Source organism: Thetidibacter halocola, from assembly GCF_018224955.1.
GTDB lineage: Bacteria > Pseudomonadota > Alphaproteobacteria > Rhodobacterales > Rhodobacteraceae > Thetidibacter > Thetidibacter halocola.
Map to the genome: position 1 here is coordinate 770308 of NZ_JAGTUU010000001.1, position 25670 is coordinate 795977.

At 67.8% G+C, this 25670-nt stretch carries 22 protein-coding genes; 8 read left to right on the forward strand and 14 right to left on the reverse strand.

All coding sequences use genetic code 11. The features are described 5' to 3' along the window. Positions 1–53: 53 nt before the first annotated feature. The 7 genes from KB874_RS03445 to KB874_RS03475 all read left to right on the forward strand — a co-directional run bounded on the left by KB874_RS03445 (position 54) and on the right by KB874_RS03475 (position 7805). Positions 54–1214, forward strand: a complete 1161-nt coding sequence (locus KB874_RS03445; RefSeq protein ID WP_283053766.1) for an alpha/beta hydrolase — start codon at positions 54–56, stop codon at positions 1212–1214. A 6-nt stretch (positions 1215–1220) separates the two neighbouring features. Continuing rightward, a complete protein-coding gene (locus KB874_RS03450) occupies positions 1221–2420 on the forward strand; it encodes an alpha/beta hydrolase (RefSeq protein WP_212535135.1) in 1200 nt (399 codons plus the stop codon). Position 2421: 1 nt separating this feature from the next. Continuing rightward, entirely contained in the window at positions 2422–3630 is a 1209-nt protein-coding gene (locus KB874_RS03455) for an alpha/beta hydrolase (RefSeq protein ID WP_212535136.1), read from the forward strand. 1 nt (position 3631) lies between these two features. Beyond that, the gene (locus KB874_RS03460; protein ID WP_212535137.1) at positions 3632–4807 is read left to right on the forward strand and encodes an alpha/beta hydrolase; all 1176 of its coding nucleotides are present in this window, start codon (positions 3632–3634) and stop codon (positions 4805–4807) included. Between the two features lie 138 nt (positions 4808–4945). Further along, positions 4946–6718, forward strand: coding sequence for an aminopeptidase P family protein (locus tag KB874_RS03465; protein WP_212535138.1), 1773 nt, complete (start codon positions 4946–4948; stop codon positions 6716–6718). Positions 6719–6772: 54 nt separating this feature from the next. Beyond that, on the forward strand, positions 6773–7114 hold the full coding sequence (locus KB874_RS03470) for a DUF427 domain-containing protein (RefSeq protein ID WP_212535139.1): 342 nt from the start codon (positions 6773–6775) through the stop codon (positions 7112–7114). Positions 7115–7250: 136 nt separating this feature from the next. Beyond that, on the forward strand, positions 7251–7805 hold the full coding sequence (locus KB874_RS03475) for a GAF domain-containing protein (RefSeq protein ID WP_212535140.1): 555 nt from the start codon (positions 7251–7253) through the stop codon (positions 7803–7805). A 3-nt stretch (positions 7806–7808) separates the two neighbouring features. Here the strand turns inward: KB874_RS03475 and KB874_RS03480 are convergent, their stop codons facing one another. After that, positions 7809–9488, reverse strand: coding sequence for a chloride channel protein (locus tag KB874_RS03480; RefSeq protein ID WP_212535141.1), 1680 nt, complete (start codon positions 9486–9488; stop codon positions 7809–7811). A 71-nt stretch (positions 9489–9559) separates the two neighbouring features. Here KB874_RS03480 and KB874_RS03485 point away from each other — a divergent pair, with 71 nt between their 5' ends. Further along, a complete protein-coding gene (locus KB874_RS03485; protein ID WP_212535142.1) occupies positions 9560–10936 on the forward strand; it encodes an FAD-binding oxidoreductase in 1377 nt (458 codons plus the stop codon). 148 nt (positions 10937–11084) lie between these two features. Here KB874_RS03485 and recN read toward each other — a convergent pair whose 3' ends face one another. The 13 genes from recN to ftsW form a co-directional block, all read right to left on the reverse strand. Then, a complete protein-coding gene (gene recN, locus KB874_RS03490) occupies positions 11085–12737 on the reverse strand; it encodes a DNA repair protein RecN (protein ID WP_212535143.1) in 1653 nt (550 codons plus the stop codon). A gap of 42 nt (positions 12738–12779) precedes the next feature. Beyond that, positions 12780–13634, reverse strand: coding sequence for an outer membrane protein assembly factor BamD (locus KB874_RS03495; protein WP_212535144.1), 855 nt, complete (start codon positions 13632–13634; stop codon positions 12780–12782). 144 nt (positions 13635–13778) lie between these two features. Next, a complete protein-coding gene (lpxC, locus tag KB874_RS03500) occupies positions 13779–14699 on the reverse strand; it encodes a UDP-3-O-acyl-N-acetylglucosamine deacetylase (RefSeq protein ID WP_212535145.1) in 921 nt (306 codons plus the stop codon). 255 nt (positions 14700–14954) lie between these two features. After that, positions 14955–16580, reverse strand: coding sequence for a cell division protein FtsZ (gene ftsZ / locus KB874_RS03505; protein ID WP_212535146.1), 1626 nt, complete (start codon positions 16578–16580; stop codon positions 14955–14957). Between the two features lie 257 nt (positions 16581–16837). Continuing rightward, entirely contained in the window at positions 16838–18166 is a 1329-nt protein-coding gene (ftsA, locus tag KB874_RS03510) for a cell division protein FtsA (RefSeq protein ID WP_212535147.1), read from the reverse strand. Continuing rightward, entirely contained in the window at positions 18163–19062 is a 900-nt protein-coding gene (locus KB874_RS03515; RefSeq protein ID WP_212535148.1) for a cell division protein FtsQ/DivIB, read from the reverse strand. The genes ftsA and KB874_RS03515 overlap by 4 nt, the downstream gene beginning before the upstream one ends. After that, positions 19050–19961, reverse strand: a complete 912-nt coding sequence (locus tag KB874_RS03520; protein ID WP_212535149.1) for a D-alanine--D-alanine ligase — start codon at positions 19959–19961, stop codon at positions 19050–19052. Before KB874_RS03520 ends, KB874_RS03515 begins: the two co-directional genes overlap by 13 nt. 105 nt (positions 19962–20066) lie before the next feature. After that, the gene (gene murB, locus KB874_RS03525; protein WP_249200210.1) at positions 20067–21026 is read right to left on the reverse strand and encodes a UDP-N-acetylmuramate dehydrogenase; all 960 of its coding nucleotides are present in this window, start codon (positions 21024–21026) and stop codon (positions 20067–20069) included. A 14-nt stretch (positions 21027–21040) separates the two neighbouring features. Continuing rightward, positions 21041–21181 carry a hypothetical protein gene (locus tag KB874_RS03530; protein ID WP_212535150.1) on the reverse strand — a complete coding sequence of 47 codons (141 nt, stop codon included), beginning with the start codon at positions 21179–21181 and terminating at the stop codon, positions 21041–21043. Between the two features lie 151 nt (positions 21182–21332). After that, positions 21333–21587, reverse strand: a complete 255-nt coding sequence (locus KB874_RS03535; protein ID WP_212535151.1) for a DUF2484 family protein — start codon at positions 21585–21587, stop codon at positions 21333–21335. A 205-nt stretch (positions 21588–21792) separates the two neighbouring features. Then, positions 21793–23223 carry a UDP-N-acetylmuramate--L-alanine ligase gene (murC, locus tag KB874_RS03540; RefSeq protein WP_249200211.1) on the reverse strand — a complete coding sequence of 477 codons (1431 nt, stop codon included), beginning with the start codon at positions 23221–23223 and terminating at the stop codon, positions 21793–21795. A gap of 16 nt (positions 23224–23239) precedes the next feature. Continuing rightward, positions 23240–24337, reverse strand: a complete 1098-nt coding sequence (gene murG, locus KB874_RS03545; RefSeq protein WP_212535152.1) for an undecaprenyldiphospho-muramoylpentapeptide beta-N-acetylglucosaminyltransferase — start codon at positions 24335–24337, stop codon at positions 23240–23242. Positions 24338–24485: 148 nt separating this feature from the next. Then, the gene (gene ftsW, locus KB874_RS03550; protein WP_212535153.1) at positions 24486–25652 is read right to left on the reverse strand and encodes a putative lipid II flippase FtsW; all 1167 of its coding nucleotides are present in this window, start codon (positions 25650–25652) and stop codon (positions 24486–24488) included. Between the last annotated feature and the right edge of the window lie 18 nt (positions 25653–25670).

Consider the following 25670-nt stretch of genomic DNA (forward strand, 5'->3'; position numbering starts at 1 on the left):
TCATGCGCCATGCCTTTGCCGATTGCCTGCTGGATACCGAGACCCTGACGTTGATGCGGTCGGGCAGCCTAGTGGCGGTTGAGCCGCAGGTCTTCGACCTGATCCGCCTGCTGTTGGAAAACGCGGGCCGCGTGGTGACGCGTGACGAAATCGTGGAGCATGTCTGGAAGGGCCGCGTCGTGTCGGAGTCGGCCATCTCCGCCCGCATCGCCGCCGCGCGCAAGGCACTGGGCGACGACGGCAAGACGCAGGCGGTGATCCGCACCGTGGCGCGGCGCGGGCTGCAATGCGTGGTGCCCGTTCTCAAGACTACAACTCCGGGCGACCGCCAGGCGGAACAGGACAACGGCGCGGCGAAGCGCAGCACCGAGGACCCGCCGCGCGTCCGGTACACGCGCAACGGCGCCGGACAGATCCTTGCCTGGACCATGTGCGGAACAGGGACACCCATCCTGAGGATCGGCGCACCTCTGGTCAACGTTTCCGATCAATGGATGCTGCCGTCGGAAAGGACCCTGATGGAGATCCTTTCGGCCAGTCACAGGCTGATTCACCTCGACGGTGTCGGCTTCGGATTGAGCGAGGCGACGGACGAGCCCATCGATCACGTGCGCATGGTCGACGATTGCATTGCCGTGGCCGACGCCGCCGGGATCGACCGGTTTTCCTTAATGGCTGAATCGGGCGCATCGCTGATCGCGGTGCGGCTTGCCGCGCTTTACCCGGAACGCGTCGACAAGCTGGTGATGGTCGGCGGCTATGTCGACGGGCGCGCGCGGCGCGGCCAGCCGTCACCCCCGGATCCGATCCGCGGGTTGATCGAAGAGGGCTGGAAAACCAGTGGTGGCGGCCTCGCCCTGGCCTTCATGCTCAGCTATTTCCCCGAGGGCCCCATCGAAGACATCCAGCAGGTCGTGCTGGCCGAGCAATCGGCCGCAAGCGAAGCCCAGATGCTGAGCCTCCGCGATGCCGTGAACCATGACAGCGTTGCCGAATTCCTGCCGCGAGTGAAATGCCCTACCCTGATCGTGCAGGGCCGGGATAACGCCGTGCATCCGCTGAGCGAGGCGCGCAAGCTGGCCGCCGGTATTCCGGATGCCGAACTCGTGATCCTGAAAACCGCCAACCATGTGCCGATGCCCGGCAATGCCGTCTGGCCAGGATACATCGACGCCTTGCTCGCCTTTCTCGATGACGCCGAACCGGGAGCATGATCGAGAATGCGCCACGCCTTTGCCGATTGCCTGCTGGACACCGAAACGCTGACGCTCACACGTGCGGGCACACCCGTGCCCGTGGAGCCACAGGTCTTTGACCTGCTCCGCCTGCTGGTCGAAAACGCGGGACGCGTGGTGACCCGAGACGAGATCGTCGAGACCGTTTGGAAAGGCCGCATCGTGTCCGAGTCTGCCATCTCTGCCCGCATCGCCGCCGCGCGCAAGGCGGTGGGCTGTGACGGCAAGACCCAGGCCGTGATCCGAACCGTGGCGCGCCGTGGGCTGCAACTGACGGTTCCGGTCTCGGAACAGTCCGAACCGCCCGCCGCCCTCCCCGTCGCGCCCCAGCCAGCGCTGCAACGGATCCGCTATTGCCGGACGCCTGAGGGGCACCGGATCGCCTATGCGCTGTCGGGCAGCGGACCGCCGGTCATCCGGTCGAACCCGGTTGTCGCCTCCAACGTCGAGGCCGAGTTGAAGATCGACGCGCTGCGGGACTTCTTCGGCGCGATCTCGGCCCACAACACCCTGCTGCGCTTCGACGCGGTGGGCGTGGGCTGTTCGGACCGCGAGGGCGCGCGCATCGACCTCGACGGCCTTACGCAGCAGATCGGCCTCGTCGCCGATGCCGCCGGGATGGACCGCTTCGCTCTCTATGCCGAGTCCGGCGGAACCCACCGCGCGATCGCCTATGCCGCGCAGAACCCCGAGCGCGTCAGCCGCCTCGTGCTCGTGGGCGGCTACGTCGACGGCCGCCTGCGCCGCGGCGGCTTCGACGGGCCCGAACCGATCCGCGCGATGATCGAACAGGGCTGGGACACGCCGCGCGGTGGCCTGGCCGCGGGATACCTGCTCAGCTACTTCCCCGATGGCCCGCTGGAAACGGTCCGGGCCTGGGTCGACATGATGCAGACCTCGACGCCCAAGGCGTTTGCCCTAGCCAAGCGCGAATGGGTGAACAACGGGTCGATCGCCGAGTACCTATCACGGGTCCGCTGCCCGACCCTGGTCGTTCATGCCCGCCACGACGCCGTACACCCTCTGTCGGAGGCGCAGAAACTCGCCGCCGGCATCGCCCAGGCCGAACTCGTGGTGCTGGACAGCGGCAACCACATGCCCCTGCCCGGCACTCCGGTCTACGAGCCGTTCCTGGAAACCCTGCTGGCGTTCCTGGCCGAGGACGACATAGGGGGCGCGGTCTAGGATGCGCCACGCCTTCGCCGATTGCCTGCTGGACACGGAAACCCTGACGCTGACTCGCGCAGGCAGCGCGGTGCCCGTGGAGCCGCAGGTCTTTGACCTGCTCCGCCTGCTGGTCGAAAACGCAGGACGCGTGGTGACCCGAGACGAGATCGTCGAGACCGTTTGGAAAGGCCGCATCGTGTCCGAGTCCGCCATCTCCGCCCGCATCGCGGCGGTGCGCAAGGCGGTGGGAGACGACGGCAAGACCCAGGCCGTGATCCGCACCGTGGCGCGGCGCGGACTGCAGATGGTGGCGGAGGTGCACGACGCAGCCGAGCCAGCCACGCCGCCCGCGCCGCAGGCGCAACCACCTCGGACCACGGCCGCGCCGCACGTGCGCTACACCCGCAACGGCGAGGGCCATACCCTGGCCTGGACCGCCACCGGAACGGGTCCACCGGTGCTGCGCATCGGCGCGCCCTTCATCAATATCGTGCAGCAATGGACCTTTCCGCTCGAACGCGCCGTGATCGAGACGGTTTCGGCCCGTCACCGGCTGGTGCGCTTCGACGGTGCGGGGTTCGGGCTGAGCGAGGAGATCGCCGAATCCTTCGAACTCATGCGCCTCGTCGGCGACTGTCTGGCAGTGGCGGATGCCGCGGGGCTGGACCGCTTCGCCTTCATGGCCGAGTCCGGCGCCTCGCAGATCGCCGTGCGACTCGCCGCCCTCTGCCCGGAACGCATCAGCAAGCTGGTGCTCGTCGGCGGCTATGTCGACGGGCGGGCGCGGCGAGATCCTTCGCCGCCGCCCGACCCGATCCGCGGCCTCATCGAGGAAGGCTGGAAGACGCGCGGCAGCGGCCTCGCGCTGGCCTACCAGCTGAGCTACTTCCCCGAAGGTCCGATGGACGCGCTGCACGAACTGGCGAAGCTCGAGCAGGTGGCAATAACCGAGACCATGATTCTTGACATGCGGGACAAGGTGAACAACGACAGCATCGCCGAGTTCCTGCCCCGCGTGCGCTGCCCGACCTTGATCATCCAGGGCCGCGACAACGCCGTGCACCCGCTGGGCGAGGCGCGCAAGCTGGCCGCCGGCATCCCGGACTCGCAGCTGGTGGTGCTGGACACCGCCAACCACGTGCCCCTGCCCGGCAATGCCGTCTGGCCGAACTACATCGAGACCCTGCTCGCCTTCCTCTCCGAGAACGCGCAAGGGGGGGATGGCTGACATGCGCCACGCCTTCGCCGACTGCATCCTCGACACTGAGACCCTGACGCTGCACCGCAAGGGTCAGGCGGTATCGGTGGAACCACAGGTCTTCGACCTGATCCGCCTGCTGGTAGAGAACGCGGAACGCGTGGTGACGCGCGACGAGATCATCGAGACGGTCTGGAAAGGCCGCATCGTGTCGGAGTCGGCCTTTTCCGCCCGCATCGCCGCCGCCCGCAAGGCTGTTGGCGACGACGGCAAGGCGCAGACCGTAATCCGCACCGTCGCCAGACGTGGGTTGCAGATGGTCGCCCCGGTCACGCCAGGGACCAGCGCAGCTTCGCCCCCCCTGGTCCCGAACCGGACGGCGACGCCCCGCCTGCGCTACACGCACAGCGACTCGGGAGAGGCGCTGGCCTGGGCCGCGAACGGCGATGGACCGCCCGTCGTCTATTGTGGCTACAGCCAGACCGACGTGGAACTCGACTGGCACTGCGCCGCCTTCCGCCCGCTTTTCGACGCACTGGGGACCAGGCATCGCCTTCTACGCTATGATCCAATCGGCACCGGTCGCTCTGACCTGAGCCTGAAAGATGTCGATTTCGGCCGCGAAGCCGAAGACCTGCGCGCCGTCGCCGATGCCGCCGGGCTGGACCGCTTCGCGCTGTTTTCGCAAAGCGGCGGCTGCCTGACGGCAATCCGCTTTGCCGCGCAGTATCCCGACCGCGTCACCCGGCTCGTCATCAATGGCGGCTACGCCCAAGGCCGCTCGCGGCGCGAAGATTCGCACGGAACCGAAACAATTCGCGGCCTGATCGCAGACGGCTGGAACAAGCCGGAAAGCAGCTTCGCGCTGGCCTTCTCGCTGCTCTACTTGCCCGAAGGTCCGCTCCAAATGGCGGAGGAAATGGTCGCGCTGATGCGCCGGGCCTGCCCGACGGAAAACATGCTGCGCTTCCGCGATGCGGTGAACGACGCGGACGTGACCGATGTGCTCCCCCGCATCGCGTGCCCTACGCTGATCCTGCACAGCCGCCACGACACCGTTCACCCGCTGGCGCAGGCGCAGAAACTGGCCATGGGCATTCCAGGCGCCGAACTCGCCATCCTGGAAACCGCAAACCACGTGCCGCTGCCCGGCAACCCGGTCTGGGAAGACTTCCTCGCGCTGCTGCTGGACTTTCTTCCCGAGTGAACGCACCACGGTATCGAGAACCCGCCGCCCCTTCATCTTGCCCGACGAACTCCGGGGGGCGCGGGGGGCTGGCCCCTCGCATCCCGGCGCTTGCCACGGGCGGTCCGCGCGATATTGTCCGCCCCAAAGGAGACCGGCATGTTCCAGCGCTTCACCGAAACCGCCTCGCCGCAACCCGGCCCCGCGCGCCTCGCCGCGCTGCGCGCCGAACTCGACAGGGAGGGGCTCGACGGGTTCATCATCCCGCGCGCCGACGCGCATCAGGGCGAATATGTCGCCCCCCGCGACGAGCGGCTGTCCTGGCTCACCGGCTTTACCGGTTCGGCGGGCTGGTGCGTGGCGCTGCGCGACCGCGCGGGCGTGTTCGTCGACGGGCGCTATCGCGTGCAGGTGAAACGCCAGGTGGCCGATGTCTTCACGCCCGTGGACTGGCCGGAAACCAGCCTGGCCGACTGGATCGGTCAGGCCCTGCCTTCTGGCGCCGTGGGCTTCGACCCATGGCTGCTCAGCGTCGAACAGTTTCGCGGCCTGACCGACAAGCTGGACGGCGTCGAGATCCGCCGCTGCGCCAACCTGGTCGACCGGATCTGGGCCGACCAGCCCGCGCCGCCTTGCGGCAAGGTCATCGTCCAGCCCGTCGACCTCGCCGGCGAGGCGCATGGCGACAAGATCGCGCGCCTTGCCGCCGACCTGGGCAAGGCGCGCGGCGCGATCCTCACCCTGCCCGACAGCATCGCCTGGCTGCTGAACATCCGTGGCAGCGACATCCCGCGCAACCCGGTGCCGCATGGTTTTGCCATCCTGCACGCGGATGCCACGGTCGACCTGTTCATGGACCCGGCCAAGCTGACCGACCTGGGCGACCACCTGGGCGCACGCGTGCGCTGCCATGCCCCCGACGCCTTCGCCGGCGCGGTCGCCGCGCTGGAGGGGCCAGTGCGGATCGACCCGGCCTCGTGCCCGGTGGCGGTGGCCGACGCGCTGGCCGGCAAACCTGTCGAGGCACCCGATCCCTGCCTTCTGCCCAAGGCGCGAAAAAACACTGTGGAACTGGACGGCGCCCGCGCCGCCCATCTGCGCGACGCCGCGGCGATGGTCCGTTTCCTCGCCTGGCTAGACGCCACGGCGCCCGGCACCCTGACCGAGATCGCAGTGGTCAAGCGGCTCGAAGAGGAACGCCGCGCCACCAATGCCCTGCGCGACATCAGCTTCGAGACCATCGCCGGCAGCGGCCCCGACGGCGCGATCGTGCATTACCGGGTGACCGAGGCGACAGACCGGCCGCTGGCCTCGGGCGAATTGCTGTTGGTCGACTCGGGCGGGCAATACGTGGACGGCACCACCGACATCACCCGCACCATCGCTATCGGCCCCGCGGGCGACGCGGAACGCGACGCCTTTACCCGCGTCCTCAAGGGCGTGATCGCCCTCTCGCGGCTGCGCTTCCCCGAGGGGCTCGCCGGGCGCGACATCGACCCGTTCGCGCGCCTGGCCCTGTGGGAGGCCGGGCTCGACTATGGCCACGGCACCGGGCACGGCGTCGGCGCCTACCTGTCGGTGCACGAAGGCCCCGCGCGCATCGCCCGCACCGGCACCGTGCCGCTGGAACCGGGCATGATCCTGTCGAACGAACCCGGCTTCTACCGCGAGGGCGCTTTCGGCATCCGCATCGAGAACCTGATCGTCGTGCAGGAGGCGCCCCCCCTTCCGGGCCAGACCGTGCCGCGGATGCTGTCCTTCGAGACGCTGACCCTTGTGCCCATCGACCTTCGCCTGATCGACCCCGAACTGCTGACCACGGCCGAACGCGAGTGGCTGAACGCCTATCACGCCACCGTCGCGAAAAGGGTCGGGCCATTGGTCGAGGGACCCGCGCAGGAGTGGCTAAAGGCCGCGTGCCGGGCCATCTGACTTGAAACCGTCATGAAAGCCGTGTCTTACAGGGCCGAACGATTGGGGGATACCATGAACACCATCACCATCCGTCCCGCCGAGGGGACCTGGGTCGTCCGCGCCGGCGGTGCCGTCATCGGCGAAAGCAGCCGCGCGCTGGAACTGACGGTCGGCGACGCGCCGTTCGTCATCTATTTCCCGCGTGAGGATATCGCGATGGCGTTTCTGGACCATAGCGAACACAAGACCACCGATCCGCAGCTTGGCGAGGCGAGCCATTTCTCGATCATGTCCAAATCGCACACCTACCGGAACGCCGTCTGGTCCTACGAGGCGCCCAATGCAGCGGCGGCACAGATCGCGGGTTATCTGGCTTTCGCCGTGCAGGAGGGCGTGGCTGTCGAGCAGGTCTGATCGGCCGCGCGCGCCGCACGAAGGGCAAAGGCGAGCTTGAAACGCCTATTTCTCGCAGTAATTGTGCCGCGAACAAATCGCTTGCCTTGAATGTCGAACGCTCCATACGCTTGCGCAGGAACGCAGGGAATTGCGCATGGAGTATCGCAAGTCAGTGGCGATTTGCCACCTGAGCGAACTGGTCAACGCATCCACCGATCCCCTTGATCTGGCGGCGTCGACCTTCCGGCATTTGCATGACCGGCTGGGTTATCGCCGGGCTGGCATCCTGCTGCTGCGAGAGGGCGCATCGCGACCGCAGGTCTATGCAAGATGCCCCGGCACCCTGACCGAGGCCGAGGCAACGGCCGAGATGGATCGCGTCGATGCGCTGTTGCGGACCGAACGCCCGGGTGTCGTTTCGATGGTGCTCGACTCGCACCGGCCGATGGTGGTGAACGACGTCAGCGACCAGATCCCATACCTTGCCGCCGATCCGGCGATGCGGTCCGAGGCCTGTTTCCCGCTCTGCGCCGACAACCGATGTTTCGGCGTGTTCGACGTGGAATCCGAGGAAACGGACAAGTTCGACTGGGACGATTTCACCCTGCTCTCGGCGATCACCGCGCAGATCGGCCAGATGCTGGCCCGGCACTGGCCCGCGGTGGATGCCAGGCTGGCGGCGCGGCAGGCAGGCATGACCCCCTGCTGAGGGTCAGGAATGCTCTTCCTCCGCGGTCGCGGCAAGCGCGCGATTGTAAGCCTTCAGCGCGTCGACATGGAACAGCGCCCCTTGCAGGACGGGCTTGTCCTTCTCGATCGTGACCACCGGCAGAAAGGCCACGCCGGACTTGTCGAACATCGGCAGCGCGGTTTCCAGCGTCGCCGTGGTGCGCAGATACAGCCCCTGTTCGATCATCCGCAGGCAGGCGTCCTGGTCGGCGGCGCCCTCGTCTGTCGGGCGGCGCATGACGCCCTGCACGCGGAACATCGCCAGGAGATAGGCCTGCGGCCCGGCGGCCAGGTGCACGTTGCGCCGTTCCAGCTGCGTCAGGAAGAAGGACCGGTCCACCAGCCGCGAGGCCAGCGCCGTCGACATCGACACCGACACCATCACCGCAAGGCCCGTCTGCCAGTCGCCGGTCAGTTCAAACACGATCAGCGTGGTCGAGATCGGCGCGCCCAGCACTGCGGCCGCCACCGCGCCCATGCCCGCCAACGCATAGAGGGTAAAGACCGACGAGACCTCGGGGAACAGTCCTGTCGCCACGTGGCCAAAGGCCAGCCCCGTCAGCGCCCCCACCATCAGCGAGGGAGAGAACACGCCGCCCCCCATCCGGCCCGCCATGGTGATCGCCACCGCCGCCACCTTGACCACGGCGTAGAGGATGGCCGCCTGCAGACCCAGCGCCCCGGTCAGCGCCAGCGAGGTCGTCTCGTATCCGACACCGATGATATGCGGGAATTGCAGCGCGATGGCGCCCAGCAGCACCCCCGCCAGCGCCGGACGCAACCAGTTGGGTAGGCCGAGCCGCTTTTGGAACCGGGTTTCTACGTCGTCGGCCCAGAAGATCGCCTGCATCATCACCACGGCGACCAGCCCGCAAAGCAGGCCCAGCAGGAAGAAGGCCGGCAGTTCGAGGTAGAATTCCACCGTTGTCGTGCCGGGCAGGACGAATTCGGTCACGTCGCCATAGACCAGCCGGTTGATGACCGTGCCCGCCGCGCTGGCCACCACGATGGGCGCAAAGGCGTGAAAGGCGAAATGGCGCAGCACCACCTCCAGCGCGAACAGCGCCCCGGCGATCGGCGCGTTGAAGCTGGCCGAGACCGCCGCAGCCACCGCGCAGCCCAGCAGGTCGCGCCCGGTGATCCCGTCCACCCGCAGCGCGTTCGACACCCAGCTGGCGATCAGCCCCGCGATATGCACCACAGGCCCCTCGCGCCCGGTCGAACCACCCGTCGACAGCGTGATCCAGGAACAGACCGCCGAGGCGATGCCGGCCCGCGTCTCGATCCGGCCGTCGTTGAGAGCCGCCCCCTCGATCACATCCGACACGCTGCGCACCCGCCCATCCGGGGTAAAGCGATGCAGGATGATCCCGACGGCGATGCCGCCCAGCGTCGGGATGGCCAGGACCCAGATCCAGGGCAGGCTTTTCGCGTAGCTGTACAGCAGGTTCGGGTCCTCGACCCCGTAAAGCAGGGTCTGGAGCCATTCGATCGCGCTGCGGAACAGGATCGCTGCCAGGCCCGCCGCGATGCCGACCGCCAAGGCGATGAACCAGAAGGCCACCTGGCCCGGCGCCTTGTGCCGCAGCAGATCCCAGCCGCGCGACGCCCGGCCCCGCAGGCCGTCCCAGTTCGGTCGCAGCGCAGTCACCGGCCAGAGCATCCCTGTTCTCGCGGGTTTCCAGCGGCGCGGCGCTTGTCTAGAGTGGCGCGCAAAAGATTGGATCCCCTGTCATGTCCCATCACCAGGCGCTCGAGGCGCTGTCTTCTGTCCTAGGCGAACGGCTGACCCGTTCCAAGGCCGATCTCGAGGCGCATGCGCGCTCGGAGTCCCATTTTCGCGCCCCGCCGCCCGATGCGGTCGCCTATCCGCAATCCACCGCCGAGGTCGCCCGGATCATGGCGATCTGCGCCGAGCACCGGATGCCGGTGGTGGGCTGGGGCGCGGGAACCTCGCTCGAGGCCCATGCCCTCCCGCTGCATGGTGGGCTGGTGGTGGATTTCACCCGCATGAACAAGGTGCTGGAAATCCGCAGCGCCGACATGGACGTGACGGTGCAGCCCGGCGTGACGCGCGAGGCGCTGAACGAGGAGTTGCGCGCCACGGGCCTGTTCTTTCCGGTCGATCCGGGCGCCAACGCCTCGCTGGGCGGGATGGCGATGACACGCGCCTCGGGGACGACGACGGTGCGCTATGGCTCGATGCGGGACAACGTGCTGGGGATGGAAGTGGTTCTGGCCGACGGAAGGGTGATCCGCACCGGCAGTCGCGCGCGCAAGTCCTCGGCAGGCTACGACCTGACGGCGCTGATGATTGGGTCCGAGGGCACGCTGGGCCTCGTCACGGAACTCACCCTGCGCCTGCACGGTATCCCCGAGGCGGTCAGCGCCGGGATCTGCGCCTTTCCGTCGATGGCCGCGGCGGTGGATGCGGTAACCGAAACCATCCAGATGGGCATTCCCATGGCGCGGATCGAATTCGTCGACGCCGCGACGGCGCGGGCCTTCAACGCCTATGCCGGGGTAGATATGGACGCGGTGCCGCACCTGCTTGTGGAATTCCACGGCTCGCCCGACAGCGTCGCGCAGGATGCCGAGCGCTTCGGCGAGATCCTGGCCGATCACGGCGGCGGCGCGTATCGCTGGTCGACCCGGCAGGAGGAACGCCGGGCTCTCTGGGCGATGCGCCACAACGCCTATTACGCCGTGCTGGCCTCGCGCCCCGGCGCGCGCGGGCTGGTCACGGACATCTGCGTGCCGATCTCGCGGCTGGCGCAGGCGGTCGAGGAAACCGCCGGCGACATCGCCGCCAGCACGATCCCCGGCCCGATCCTGGGCCATGTGGGCGACGGCAATTTCCACGCGATCCTGCTGGTCGACCCGGACAGGCCCGAGGATCTGGACGAGGCAAAGCGCCTGTCCCACCGGATGGCCGAACGTGCCCTGCGGCTGGGCGGCACCTGCACCGGAGAGCATGGGGTGGGCATCGGCAAGCTGCCCTACATGGCAGCCGAGCATGGCGAGGGCTGGCAGGTGATGGGCACGCTGAAGGCGGCGCTGGACCCGCTGAACATCCTCAACCCTGGCAAGCTGGTTCCGCCGCGCGGGTAAGGGGGCTCTGCCCCCGTTGCGCTGGCGCCCGACTTCCCCGGGATATTCGAGGCCAGAAGAAACGCAAGACCCCGGCGGTGGCAGCGCGGCATGGGACGGCGGGCGGGGCGATGCGCCCGAAGGGCGCGAGCGCCGTTGGCCGTCCCCCCTACCCCGCCAGCAGCGCGCGGGCGGCCGCACGCGCCTCGTCCGTCACCGTGTCGCCCGAGATCATGCGCGCGATCTCGCCCTCGCGGGCACCGGCATCCAGCGGCACGACTGTCGAGGTCGTCATTTCACCCTTGACGCGCTTTTCCACGCGCCAGTGATGCCCGCCCAGGGCGGCGACCTGCGGCGAATGGGTGACGACCAGGACCTGCCCGCCCTCGGCCAGCGCCTTGAGCCGCCGGCCCACCGCGTCCGCCGTGGCGCCGCCGACGCCACGGTCGATCTCGTCGAAGATCATCGTGACGCCGCGGTTGCGCTCTTCCGACAGGCAGACCTTGAGCGCCAGCAGGAATCGGCTGAGTTCCCCGCCCGAGGCGATCCGGTTCAGCGGGCCAGAGGGTGCGCCGGGATTCGTGGCCACGGTGAACTGCACCGCGTCCACCCCCTCGGGGCCGGGGGGCGCCGTGGCGATCTCGGTCACGAAGAGCGCGCGCTCCATCTTGAGCGGCGCAAGCTCCGCCGCCAGTGCCGCATCCAGCCGCGCCGCCGCCGCGCGCCGCGCCTCGGTCAGCGCCCTGGCCGCCGCGTCATAGGCCGCATCGGCCTCGCGCACCGCACGCTCCAACTCCGCGATGCGCGCCTCTCCGGCGTCGAGCGCGGCCAGCCGTTCGGACAGGTCCGCAGCCAGCGTCGCCAACTCATCGGGCAGAATGCCGTGCTTGCGCGCCAGACCGCGCAGGGCAAACAGCCGCTCCTCTGTCTCGTCCAGCGCCAGCGGGTCGAAATCCAGCGCGTCGAGGCAATCGGCGACGCCGCGCGCCGCCTCGTCGAGTTCCGCCATGGCACGGGCCAGCGCGGCGATGGGCGGATCGAGACGGCCCTCGGCGCGCTCCGCCGCGCCTTCGAGCCAACGCAGGGCGTTGGCCATCGCGCCCTCGGCGCCGTCATAACCCAGTGCGCTGGAGGCCTGCGCGATATCCTCGCGGATCTTCTCGGCGGCCTGCATCATGCGGCGGCGCGCGTCGAGATCGGCCTCCTCGCCCGGTTGCGGATCGAGCTTGTTCAATTCGGCGACGGCGTGACGCAGGAAATCCTCCTCGGCGCGCACGGCCGCCAGGGCCTTTTGTGCCGCGTCCAGCGCCTTGCGCGCATCCGCCCGCGCCCGCCACGCGGCGCGCACCGTGTCGCGCGGAGCGTCGAGCGCGCCGTAATCGTCCAGGATCGCGCGATGGCCCTTCGGGTCCAGCAGGCCGCGGTCATCATGCTGACCGTGCAATTCCACCAGCACGTCCGACAACTGGCGCAGAACCTCGCCGGTCACGCGGCGGTCGTTGACCCAGCCGGTCTTGCGCCCGTCAGCGGTGTTGACCCGGCGCAGAATCAGCTCGTCGTCTTCGGGAATGCCCGCCTCGGCCAGCACGGCCCGCGCCGGATGGCCGGGCGCCAGCGAAAAAACCGCCACGACCTCACCCTGCGCAGCGCCCTGACGCACCAGTTCAGCCCGCCCCCGCCAGCCCAGGACGAAGCCCAGGCTGTCAAGCAGGATCGACTTGCCCGCCCCGGTCTCGCCAGTCAGCACGTTGAGACCCGGCTGGAATGCAAGGTCCAGCCGGTCGATGATGAGGATATCGCGGATTTCCAACGCGCGCAGCATCGTGAATGTCCGTAGGACGGGGTTACACCCCGCCTCCCGCGTTCAAAGCCACTCGCCCTTGACCATCTGGCGATAGACGGCGCCCAGCCAGTTGTTCTCGAACACCTTGGGTTCCAGGCCACGGCCGGTCAGCAGCGTGTAGCTGTCCTTGTACCAGTCCGACGACTGATAATTGAAGCCCAGCACGGCCGCGGCGGTCTGCGCCTCTTCGGTCAGGCCCAGCGACAGGTAAGCCTCGACCAGACGGTGCAGCGCCTCGGGCGTGTGGGTCGTGGTCTGGAAATCCTCGACCACCACGCGGAAGCGGTTGATCGCCGCGGCAAAGTGATCGCGCTTCAGGTAGTAGCGTCCGACTTCCATTTCCTTCGCCGCGAGATGGTCGAAGGCGAGGTCGAATTTCAGGATGGACGAGCGGGCATATTCGCTGTCGGGATACCGCTCGATTACCGTGCGCAGTGCCTGGAGCGCCTGGAAGGTCAGGCCCTGGTCGCGGCCGACTTCCTCGATCTGGTCGTAATAAGACAGCGCCAGGAGGTATTGCGCATAGGCCGCATCATCATCAGCCGGGTAGAAGTCGATGTACCGCTGCGCGGCGGCGCGGGCATTCTCGTAATCCCGGTCCTGGTGAAAGGCGTAGGCCTGCATGATCAGCGCGCGCTTGGCCCAGTCGGAATAGGGATACAGCCGCTCGACCTCGGAGAAGTAAAAGGCCGCGTCCTCGGGGTCCTTGACCGACAGTTCGTATTCGCCGCGCTCATAGATCTGCTGGGCGGTAAAGGCTTCGAGAGGCTGTCCGCCGGGGCCGACATCCCTGCGCTGCAATTCGTCACATCCCGAAAGCGTCAGGGCCATCAGCCCCGCCGCGATCCAAAGCTTGTGCGACATGCCCGCTGCCATGCTCGACCTTCCCTCGACCCTGTGCCGGGATTGCGCCGTTTCCGGCCCCCCGTTGCCGGTTGGTCTAGCACAGAAAAATCCGGTGCAAAACGGCTTAACGACAGTTTGCCGGGGGGTGCCGCGGGAATGCGCCACAGGTCCGCCTCAGGCGACCGCGGGAATCTCGTCGCGCCCGACACCGGCACCGGGCAGGCGCGCTGCCTGGGACGGCGTACAGGTGATCATGCGGAAGGCGTCCGGCGTGGCGAAGAGTTCGCGCAGCAGCGCGTTGGTCAGCGCGTGACCGGCCTTGTGACCCTCGTAATGGCCAAGGATCGGTGCACCGGCCAGCGCGAGGTCGCCCAGCGCATCCAGCATCTTGTGCCGCACCGGTTCGTCCTCGTGGCGCATCCCGCCGGGGGTAAGAACCGTGTCGCCATCGACCACCACGGCGTTTTCCAGCGTTCCGCCCAGCGCCTTGCCCGCGGCGCGCATCGCCTCGACATCGGCGTTGCGGCAAAAGGTGCGGCTGTCACAGAGTTCACGCACGAAGGCGCCGTTGGCCAGGTCCATGTGCCGGGTCTGGCGGCCGATCGCCTCGTCGGCGAAGTCGATGTGGAAATCCATCACCATCCCCTGAGCCGGGCTCAGACGGGCCCAGCCCTGGGCCGTGTGCACCGACACCGGCAGAAGCACCTCGATCGCCCGGACCGGGGCCGCCAGCGTGCGGACGCCGCGAGACAGGATGCCGCGCACGAAGGGCGCGGACGAGCCATCGAGGATCGGGCATTCCGGTCCGTCGATTTCGACCAGGGCGTTGTGAACACCGCAACCCGCCAAGGCTGCCATCACGTGCTCGACTGTCGAAACGGAAACGCCCGCACGATTAACAAGCATCGTGCAGAGCGGCGAGGTCTCGACCACGTCATAGCGGGCCGGGACCAGGGAATCGCCCAAAACGATATCGGTGCGCTTGAACCAGATGCCGTGCTCGGCGCTGGCCGGACGGATGGTGAGCGTCGCCGGCCGGCCGGAATGCAGGCCGACGCCGGTAAAGCTGACGCTGGATCGGATCGTTGTCTGCACGGTAGGCTCCGGTTTCTGGCCTGGGTCTTGTCGGCACAGGGGCTGCTCGATCCCGCTGTTAACCCGGCGTTTACTGCCACAGGAAATACGGAAGGGAACCGCGCGGCTCAAATCAAAGATTGTAACCAAGTGAAACATGGCGCACCCGGCATAGGCGCGGCACCGCTTACCGCCGGGAAGACGCTTTCAACACATTGTTTTCAATAGAAAAGCGCCCTCCGAAACGGAGGGCGCTTAATCTGTGAAGTGACCGGCTCAGTTCGCCTGGCGGCGCAGGAAAGCCGGAATTTCGATCTTTTCCTGATCCGGATCGGGCTCGACATCCTTGACCGGCGCGGGGCGCTGGGCCTGAACCGGCGGCTGCTGGCGGCGCGGTGCCGGCTCGGGCGCGGCGGCGTGGCCACCGGTCATCCGGCCGATCAGCGAATTCACGCTGAAGCGCGGCTTGTCCCCCTCCGGCGTTGCCGGAGCGGCGGGCGCGCGGGATGCGGTCGAGGCCTGCCGGGCTGCCGCCGCGCGCAGGCGGGCCAGCGTTTCCTGGCTGGGCGTTCCCGGCGCGGGAGCGCGGGGCGCAACATAGTCCTCGGCCGGGTGCGCCTCGATCGTGTCGGTGCGCGGCTGGAACTCTGCCACCTGCGGCTGATAGGCCGGCGGCGGCAGGCCGTCGTCATCCGCGACATCGTCGTACATGGCATCCGATCCCGTGTCGTGAGCGCCGGTCGGCTCGAGATCCTCGAACAGCGAGGGCTCTTCCTCGTCATACTGCTCGACCCGCTGGGCGGCCACGGGCTGCGGTTGCGGCGCCGGTCGCTGCGCCGGCTTCGGAGCAGGCGCGGACTCTGCCGCCGTGTGCTGCGGCAACGGAGAGGCCATCGAGCGGCGCGGCAGCGGCATGTCGGCATGCGAGGTGGCGGCGTCGATGCCGGTCGCCACGACCGACACGCGCATCATGCCCGCCATGCCATCGTCCAGCGTGCTGCCGACGATGATGTTGGCGTCCTGGTCCACTTCCTCGCGGATGCGGTTGGCGGCCTCGTCCAGTTCGAACAGGGTCAGGTCGTGTCCACCAGTGATGTTGATCAGCACGCCCTTGGCGCCCTTGAGGCTGATCTCGTCCAGCAGCGGGTTCGCGATGGCCTTTTCGGCGGCCTGGACCGCACGATCCTCGCCCTCGGCCTCGCCGGTGCCCATCATCGCCTTGCCCATCTCGTCCATCACCGCGCGCACGTCGGCGAAGTCGAGGTTGATGAGACCCGGGCGCACCATCAGGTCGGTCACACCCTTGACGCCCTGATACAGGACGTCGTCGGCCATGCTGAACGCCTCGGTGAAGGTCGTCTTTTCGTTGGCCAGCCGGAACAGGTTCTGGTTCGGGATGATGATCAGCGTATCGACCACCTTTTGCAGCGCCTCGACACCGTCCTCGGCCTGGCGCATCCGCTTGGCGCCCTCGAACTGGAACGGCTTGGTCACGACGCCGACAGTCAGCACGCCAAGCTCACGCGCGGCCTGCGCGATGATCGGTGCGGCCCCCGTGCCGGTGCCGCCGCCCATGCCCGCGGTGATGAAGCACATGTGCGCCCCCGCGAGGTGATCGACGATCTGCTCGATGCTTTCCTCGGCGGCAGCGGCGCCGACAGAGGCCCGCGCGCCCGCGCCGAGCCCCTCGGTCACCTTCACGCCGAGCTGCACGCGGTTCTGCGCACGGCTCTGCTGAAGCGCCTGGGCGTCGGTGTTCGCAACAACGAAATCGACCCCCTCCAGCTGCTTTTCGATCATGTTGTTGACCGCGTTGCCGCCCGCGCCCCCGACACCGAACACGGTGATGCGAGGCTTGAGTTCGTCGGCGCTGCCGCCGGGCATGGAAAGGTTCAATGTCATCGATCCGTCCGCCTGTCTGATTTGTCCGTTGCCGGCCTCTAGCAGGGCCGTTTTCCGCCTATTCCCCGCAGTATTAGCGATCCAATAGCGACTCGTCACGTTAAAAACACGATTTCACCGCAAAATATGGGCGAATTCACGCCGAAACCTCGCGGATTTCGTCGTGTTGACCAGATATCGGGGAATGAAAGGGACGCACCACTAGCGTCGGCAGGGCGCCGCTCTGGCCTTGTCCCCGGAATGCGGCGCGTCGCGCGCTACCAGTTGTCCCTGAACCACTTCACCGCGCGTCTGAAGCTGCGCGCAGGCAGCCGGTCCACCGGGATCTCGAAATCCCACCATTCGTCCTGCGGATGCGCCGCGAACAGGCACAGGCCAACCGCGCTGGCAAAGCCGGGCCCCGTGGCCGCCTGCGGCAGCCCGTGCACCCGCAAGGGCCGCCCCAGCCGCACCTGCTGGCCGAGGATCTTGGCCGCGAGGCCGTCAAGGCCGGGGATCTGGCTGGCGCCGCCGGTCAGCACGATCTGCCGGCTGGGCAAATGGTCGAATCCCGCCGCGTCCAGCCGTGCCCGCACCTCTTCGAGGATCTCTTCGACGCGGGGGCGCATGATGCCGATCAGCTCGGCCCGGCTGACGGTGCGGCGATCATGTTCCCAGTCGCCCGTCTCGCCCCCCGTTTCGATCATCTCGCGGTCGTCCATGCCCGTCGCCACGACGCCGCCGTAGAAGGTCTTGATGCGCTCGGCATTGGCCATCGGCACCTGGAGGCCCATGGAAATATCGCTGGTCACGTGATCGCCACCCATGCGCACCGCATCGGCGTAGATCATGTGCTTCTTGATGAAGATCGAGACGCCCGTCGCGCCGCCGCCCATGTCGATGCAGGCCGCGCCCAGTTCCTGTTCATCCTCGACCAGCGCGGAAATGCCGCTGGCATAGGCAGACGAGGCGATGCCGGCCAGTTCGAGGTCGCAGCGTTTCACGCAATGGGCCAGGTTCTGGATCGCCTGCGCGTCGACCGTCAGCATGTGCATGTCCACCGACAGGCCGTTGCCGATCTGGCCGCGCGGGTCGATCAGGCCGCTGCGGTGATCCAGCGCGAAATTCACCGGCTGGGCGTGCAGCACTTCGCGCCCGTGGCCAAAATCCGGCACATCGCAGGCCGACAGCACCCGGGCCACGTCCTGCTCGTCCACCGTGACACCCCGCACCTCGACCTCGCCCGCAAGGCCATAGCTGCGCGGATCGGAGCCAGAAAAACAGGCGATGACGTGATCCACGCGGATGCCCGCCATCTTCTGCGCCGCCTGCACCGCGGTGCGGATTGCGCGCTCTGTTTCGGCCATGGTCGCGATCTCGCCGAACCGGACCCCGCGGCTTCGGGTCGTGGCGGCGCCGATCACCCGGAACCCGGACTGCCCGGCAAGGCTGCCGATGCCATCCTCGCTGGGGTCGGTGCCGTCGAAGCGCAGCACCAGGCAGGCGATCTTGGACGACCCTACATCGAGGATCGCCACGACGCCCCGCTGCATGGCCGCCTTGCGCATGTTGCGCATCGCCCGTTGGGATTCGTATAGCTCGATCATTGTCCGATCACTCCACCTGCCTCGATCGCCTTGAAGTCCCGCATCGCTTCCGCGGCCTTCTCGGTCATTCTGATTGTCGGTCTGTGCGGCAGACGCAGATCCACCGCGACCACGTCGCGCGCCAGCATGTCCACCGCCTGGTCCATCGCGATCGCGCGTTCCAGCGCCTGCACCGCGCCCGCCTCGGGCAGCAGGATGCGCTGGCCGCGATCCAGCACCACGTCCCAGCGCCGCGCGCCCATCCGTTCCAGCCCGCGCAGGCGGCCGCGGATCGGTTCGGCCACCGCGTGCAGCGCCAGCGCCTCGGCCACCGCGAGTTCGGCGCTTTCGCCCGCGATCACGGGCAGGTCGGGAAAATCGATGCGCGCCGGGGCCGGGCCCACCAGCACGCCGCCCTCGTCCAGCAGGTCGAGCCCCGCCTCGTGCCGCCACAGCACGGCGGGGATACGCTCGACCACGTCGACCTGAAGCACCCCGCCCTGCCGGATTCGCAGCCGCGCGCTGCGCACCGCGTCGAGGCCGATCACCGCCTCCTGCATCCCGTCAAGGTCGAGGTCGAAGGAACTGACCGGGAAATCCAGCGCCAGGATCGTGCGGATATCCTCGGCCGTGCCGGGCGCCGCCCCGTCGATCGCCATCAGCTTGACCTGGAATTCAGGCCGGCTTTCGACCTGAAGGCGCACATCCTCCACCATCGTGACGAAGCCCTCACGGTTCTCGGGCACCGCGAACCAGGCCGACACCGCGCCAAAGCTGATCGCCATGGGCAGGACCACCCGCAGCGTAAAGCGGAACAGCGGCGTCAGCATCAGCCGCTCGAGCCGGTAGCGCAGCCGCGACACCCGCGGGTCCAGCCGCGCCATCTGCGGTGCACTGTCTTCCCCTAGCGGCCGCATGAGGCGTCCTCCACCATCCAGGCGCAGAACTCGCCGAAACTCATCCCCGCCAGCGCGGCGTGTTCCGGCGACAGCGATGTGGGAGTCATGCCCGGCTGTGTGTTGGTTTCCAGCAAGATCAACCCGGCGGCGCCCTGAGCCTCGTCCCAGCGAAAATCGGTGCGGCTGACACCCCGGCAGCCCAGCGCCCGGTGCGCCCGCAGCGCATAGTCCAGGCACAACACGGTGATCTCGTCGGGGATGTTCGCGGGGCATTCGTGGCGCGACCCGCCCGCCTTGTATTTCGCGTCGTAGTCGTACCAGCCATCAGTGACGATGTCGGTCACGCCCAAGGCGCGGTCGCCCATCACCGAGGTGGTGAGCTCTCGCCCCGGCACATAGGTTTCAACCATGACGATATCAGGCATGTCGTCGGCCAGCACCGGCGGCGCATCGCCTTCGCGCACCAGATATACCCCGACGCTCGAGCCCTCGTTGTAGGGCTTCACCACATAGGGCGGCGCCATCACATGGGCCGCCATCACCTCGGCCTTGCCGAAAAGCCCGCTCTCTGCCACGGGCAGGCCCGCGTCGCGATAGACCTGCTTGGTCTTTTCCTTGTCCATCGCGAGGGCCGAGGCCAGCACGCCGGAATGCGTGTAGGGGATGCACAGCCATTCCAGCAGGCCCTGCACGCAGCCATCCTCGCCCCAACGGCCATGCAGCGCGTTGAAAACGACATCGGGGCCCAGCGCCCGCAGGCGCTCGGCCAGATCGACGCCCGCGTCGATCTCCGTCACATCATAGCCTTCTGCCCGCAAGGCGGCGGCACATTCCCGCCCGGAACTGAGAGACACCTCGCGCTCGGACGAGGGACCACCCTTGATTACCGCCACCTTTCGGGATGCCCTGCTCGACATTCCCAAAACCGCCTTGTCTGCCTCAACGGGGATTACGGCCTTGCGCCGTCCCCTTTTCGTTATGGTTGAACCCGCCTCGGGTCCGGGCGGCCGTTTTCGGCCTTGTTATTCAGTCCCTTGCGCATCGGTCTCCGGCACGGCCGGTTCGCCTATACGCATGATTTCCCACTCTAACTCTATTCCACTGTGTTGGAAAACCCTTTTTCGCACCTCTTCCCCCAGTCCCTCCAGATCAGCCGCCGTGGCGCCGCCCGTGTTGACGAGAAAGTTGGAGTGCTTGGGGCTCATCTGCGCACCGGCCAGCGTCGCGCCGCGCATGCCGGCATCGTCGATCACCTTCCAGGCCTTGAGCTCATGGGTGTCGTCCGCCTGCCCCGTGCTGGAGAACCCCGCCGGGTTGCGAAAGGTGCTGCCCGCGCTGCGGTCCTTCGTCGGCTGGCTGGCGTCGCGCCGGGCAATCTGGTCGGCCATCTTCGCCTCCAGCGCCGCCGGATCGCCCGCCGCGCCTTCAAAGGTCGCCTCGACCAGAACCCAGCCCTCGGGCAGATGGCTCTGCCGATAGGCAAGGCGCAGGTCGTCCGGTGTCAACGTCACCAGGTCGCCCGCCCGCGTGACCGCCTTGGCCTCGACCAGGTGATCGGCGACATATGAACCATAGCAGCCCGCGTTCATCCGCACCGCGCCACCGATACTGCCCGGAATGGTGCGCAGAAAGGTCAGATCGACGCCCGCCTCGGCCGCCTTCTTGGCTACATGCGCATCCAGCGCCGCCGCCCCCGCCGTCACCCGGTTTCCCTCGACCGCGATCCCGTTGAACCCCCGCCCCAACCGGATGACCACCGCCCGGATCCCGCCATCCCGCACGATCAGGTTCGAGCCGACGCCCATCGGGAACACCGGCACGTCAGGCGGCAGGTCCCGCAGGAAGTCGCACAGATCATCGAGGTCGGCGGGCTGGAAAAACCAGTCCGCCGGCCCACCGACCCGCAACCAGGTCAGGTCGTCGAGTGGGCGATGCGGTGTCAGGCGTCCGCGCGGGGTGGGCATATCAACCGAAGATTTCATGCTCGATTTCTTGGTCATGGTTTCAGGTGCAGCAGGACCTTTACCAGCAAGCCCGCAACGAAGGCCACCACCGAAACACCAAACAGCACCACAAGGAAACCAAGCAGGATACCGAACCCGATCCGACTGCCATCATCCCCAACTCCCGCTGCCATCGCCGGTCGCAACGTCCAGAACCAGTGCGCGGCAGCAAGCCCTCCGGACAGCGCCAGTGATCCACCAAGACCAAGCGCAAAGACCCGATGCCACCCTTTTTCCCAAGCGCGAAGCAGCCCAGTCCTGCCAGAACAAGCAGAGCAGGGCCGCTCATTGACCGCCCCCAAACAACCCCCGCACCCAGCGCAGCAGATACCGCACCGGCCAGCGCAGGACGCTCATCCCCGCCAGCAGGAACACCGCCGCCAGCACCCAGCCGTTCTGCCACCAGATCCAGCCCAGCAGCGGCAGGCCCACGGCGATCAGCACGTAGGCGCGAAACCAGTGATTGTCCTTCGACGGCAACATCGCCAGCACGTTGGCCGCCAGCAGCCAGGCGAACCCGGCGATCAGCGATGGTGTCATGCACGCCTCTCCGCATGGAAAAGGGCCGGGCGGATGCCGGCCCCTGACTTCATCTTGCCGACAAACTCCGGGGGAGTCGACCGAAGGGAGACGGGGGCAGAGCCCCCTTCCTCAAAACCTAATGCGCTGTGCGCAACGGAAGCCGAGCCCCCTTCCTCACAACCCGTTGCGCTGTGCGCAACGGGGGCAGAGCCCCCAACCGCCCTCAGCCCTTCAGCCGCTCCGCCAGGCCATAGGCCCAGGCGCTGATCGTGCCGGCGCCCAGGCACACCACCATGTCACCCGCCTGGGCCTGCTCGCGCACCAGGCGCTCCAGGTCGTCCTCGTCGCGGATCGCGCGGGCGTGCCGGTGGCCATGCCTGACCAGCCCCGCCACCAGGTCGTCGCGCGTGGCGCCCGGAATGGGATCCTCGCCCGCGGCATAGACCTCGGCGATGGCCACCACGTCGGCCTCGTTGAAGCAGGTGCAGAAATCCTCGAAATGATGCGACAGGCGCGTGTAGCGGTGCGGCTGGTGCACGGCGATCACCCGGCCCTCGCAGGCTTGCCGCGCGGCCTTGAGCACGGCGGCGATCTCCACCGGGTGATGGCCGTAGTCGTCGATGATCGTGACGCCGCCCACCTCGGCCACCCTGGTAAAGCGCCGGTTGACGCCGCCGAAGCCTGCCAGCGCGTCGCGCACCTCGTCGCCGGTCATGCCCAGGTGCAGCGCCACCGCGATGGCCGACAGCGCGTTCGACACGTTGTGATCGCCCGGCATCGGCAGGGTGCAGCCCTCGATCCGCTGGCCGCTGGCCTGCAGCACCACGTCGAAATGCGCCACGCCCTTTTCATAGCGCAGGTTCACCGCGCGAACATCCGCCTGCGCGTTGAAGCCGTATGTCACCACGCGCCGGTCCGTGACGCGGCCGACCAGCGCCTGCACCTCGGGATGGTCGGTGCAACAGACGGCCAGCCCGTAGAACGGAATGTTCGAGACGAACTCGTAGAAACCGCGGCGCAGGTTCTCGATCGTGCCCCAGTGCTCCATGTGCTCGGGGTCGATGTTGGTGACGATGGCGATGGTCGCGGGCAGGCGGTTGAAGGTGCCGTCGCTCTCGTCGGCCTCGACGACCATCCACTCGCCCTGCCCCATCCGGGCGTTCGAACCGTAGGCATGAATGATCCCGCCATTGACCACGGTCGGGTCGAACCCGCCCTTGTCCAAAAGCGTCGCCACCATCGTCGTGGTGGTCGTCTTGCCATGCGTCCCCGCGATGGCGACGTTGGATTTCAGCCGCATGAGCTCGGCCAGCATCTCGGCCCGGCGCACCACCGGCAGGCCGCGGCGGCGCGCCTCGTCCAGTTCCGGGTTGCCAGTCTTGATCGCCGACGAGATCACCACGACCTCGGCACCCTCGAGGTTCTCGGCCCGCTGGCCTTCGAACACGATGGCGCCCAACTGCTCCAGCCGGTCGGTGATCTTCGATGCCTTCAGGTCAGAGCCCTGGACGCGATAGCCGTGGTTCAGCAGCACCTCGGCGATGCCGGACATGCCGATACCGCCGATGCCGACAAAATGGATGGGCCCCACGTCGCCCGGCAGTTTCGTCGGTCCCATGGTCACCGCCGCCCTTTCCAGTTCCAGATCCTTCATGTCCCGCCTTTCCTTGTTATGCCTGTCCGGCCAGTTGTTCCACCAGCGCCGCCAGGTCTCCCGCCGCGTCGGGCCGCCCCGTCGACAACGCCGCCGCCGCCATCTGCGCCGCCCCCTCGGGATTGTCGAGAACCGCGAGGATCGCCTGCGTCATCGTCTCGACCGTCAGCTTGCTTTCCGGGATGCGGATGGCGCCGCCTGCATCAACCAGCGCCTGCGCGTTCGCGTGCTGGTGATCGCCCGTCGCAAAGGGATAGGGCACCAGGATCGCCGGCCGTCCGATCGCGCCGATATCCGCGACCGAGGACGCCCCCGAGCGCGAGATCACCAGCTGCGCCTCGGCCATGCGCTCGGGCAGGTCCTTGAAGAAGGGCTGCACATCGGCGCGGATGCCGTTTTCGGCATAGAAGGTCTCGACCCGCGCCTTGTCCTCGTCCCGCGCCTGGTGCGAGACGCGCAGGTAGTGCAGGGCAGCCTCGGGCAAGGCAGCGATGGCCTCCGGCACGATGTCGGACAGCGCCCGCGCGCCCTGGCTGCCGCCGATCACCAGGACGGACATCGGGTAAAGCCCCGGCGCGATATAGGGCGCCCCGGCCCGCTCGCGCACCGCGAGCCGCACGGGGTTGCCCACATGCACGCCCTCGACCCCCTCGGGCAAATTCGTCGGCCAGGTGCCGCAGGCCATCACGTCGACCCGGCGCGCGAAGAAGCGGTTAACCTTGCCCAGCACGCCATTCTGCTCGTGCACCATGCGCGGCAGGCGCAGGATCACCGCCGCCGACAAGGCCGGGATCGACGGATAGCCGCCGAAGCCCACCACCACGTCCGGCCTGTCGCGGCGAAAACCTGCTACCGCCTTGGCCACGCCGCCCGCGATGCGGAACGGCACCAGCGCCTTGGCCGCGACACCGCCGCGCGCGAAGGTGGCAGAGGGGATCTGCTCGATTTCGACGGAATGCGGGAACCCGCCGGTATAGCGTGCGCCGCGCGCGTCGGTGGTCAGCTTCACCCGCCAGCCCCGGCGCAGCATGGTCTCTGCCAGCGCCTGCGCGGGGAACATGTGCCCGCCCGTGCCGCCGGCCGCCATCACCAAGAGGGGCTTTCGTCCTGCCATCGCTCAAATCCCGCGCTGCAATTTCCGCGCCGCCTACATCAAACCCTTTGCCTCGTCCACGCCACACCAGCGAAACCTTGCGCATCGCCGCAGGGGACGGCGGGCGGGGCGCCTTCCGGCGCAGCCGGAACAGCGCCGCACGGCCGTCTCACCGGCCGCGCCCGCGCAGGATGTCCCCGATCTCGCCCTGGGGCCGGCTGCGGGTGAAGGCCAGCAGCATCCCCACCGCGATCCCCGTCGCGATCAGCGACGAGCCGCCGTAACTCACGAAGGGCAGCGTCATCCCCTTGGCCGGCAGCAACCGCACCGCGACACCCATGTTGATCATCGCCTGCACGCCGACCATCGCGCAGAGGCCCGTTCCCGCCAGCCGGATGAAGGGGTCGCGCTCGCGCATCAGCCGGACCAGGCTGCGCACCACCACCGTCGTGTAAAGCGCGATGATCACCAGCACCAGGATCAGCCCGTATTCCTCGGCGGCGACCGCGATGATGAAATCGGTATGCGCGTCTGGCAGTGACCATTTCACCTGCCCCTCGCCCACGCCCACACCAAAGAAGCCGCCCTCGCGGATGGCGTTGGTGGCATAGCCCAACTGCGTCGTCGGATCGACCTCGGGTGACAGGAACCCGTCGATGCGGCGGGCGAAATGCTCGGAGTTCGAATAGGCGAATGTGCCGCCCAGAACCACCAGCCCCGCCAACCCGATCAGCAGCAGCATCGGCGCGCCACCCACGAACCACATGACGCCCCAGCCGAACAGCACCAGCGCCGCCTGGCCGAAATCCGGCTGCATCGCCAGCATGAGAACGATCGCCACCATCAGGAAAAAGGACCACAGCCGCCCCGGCGGGCCTCCCAGGTCCTGCGCCGCTGCCATCATCCAGGCCACGACGATCACGAAGAGCGGCTTGAGAAATTCCGAAGGCTGCACGCTTGCAAAGCCAAGGCCATACCAGCGCACCGCGCCCTTGCCAAAATCGGTGCCCAGGAACGGCAGCAGCGCCAGCGCCACAAAGGCCACGAGGAAGCCCAGAACCGACAGCCGCCGGACCATGACTGGGCTCATCATCGAGGTCAGGAACAGCGCGATCAGCGCCATGCCGCCAAAGAAAGCCTGCCGCTGCACGTAGTGGAATGGTGCGAGGCCATTGCGCTCTGCCAGCGGCGGCGAGGCCGCGAGGCCCAGCAGCAGGCCCGCCCCGAAGAGCATCAGGATGCAGGACAGGCTCCACCTGTCCACGGTGCGCCACCACCTGGGCAGCACGGCTTCGCCCGGCTTCACGGGGACCGTGCCATAAACCATCTCTGTCATTGAAACACCGCTCGGCTG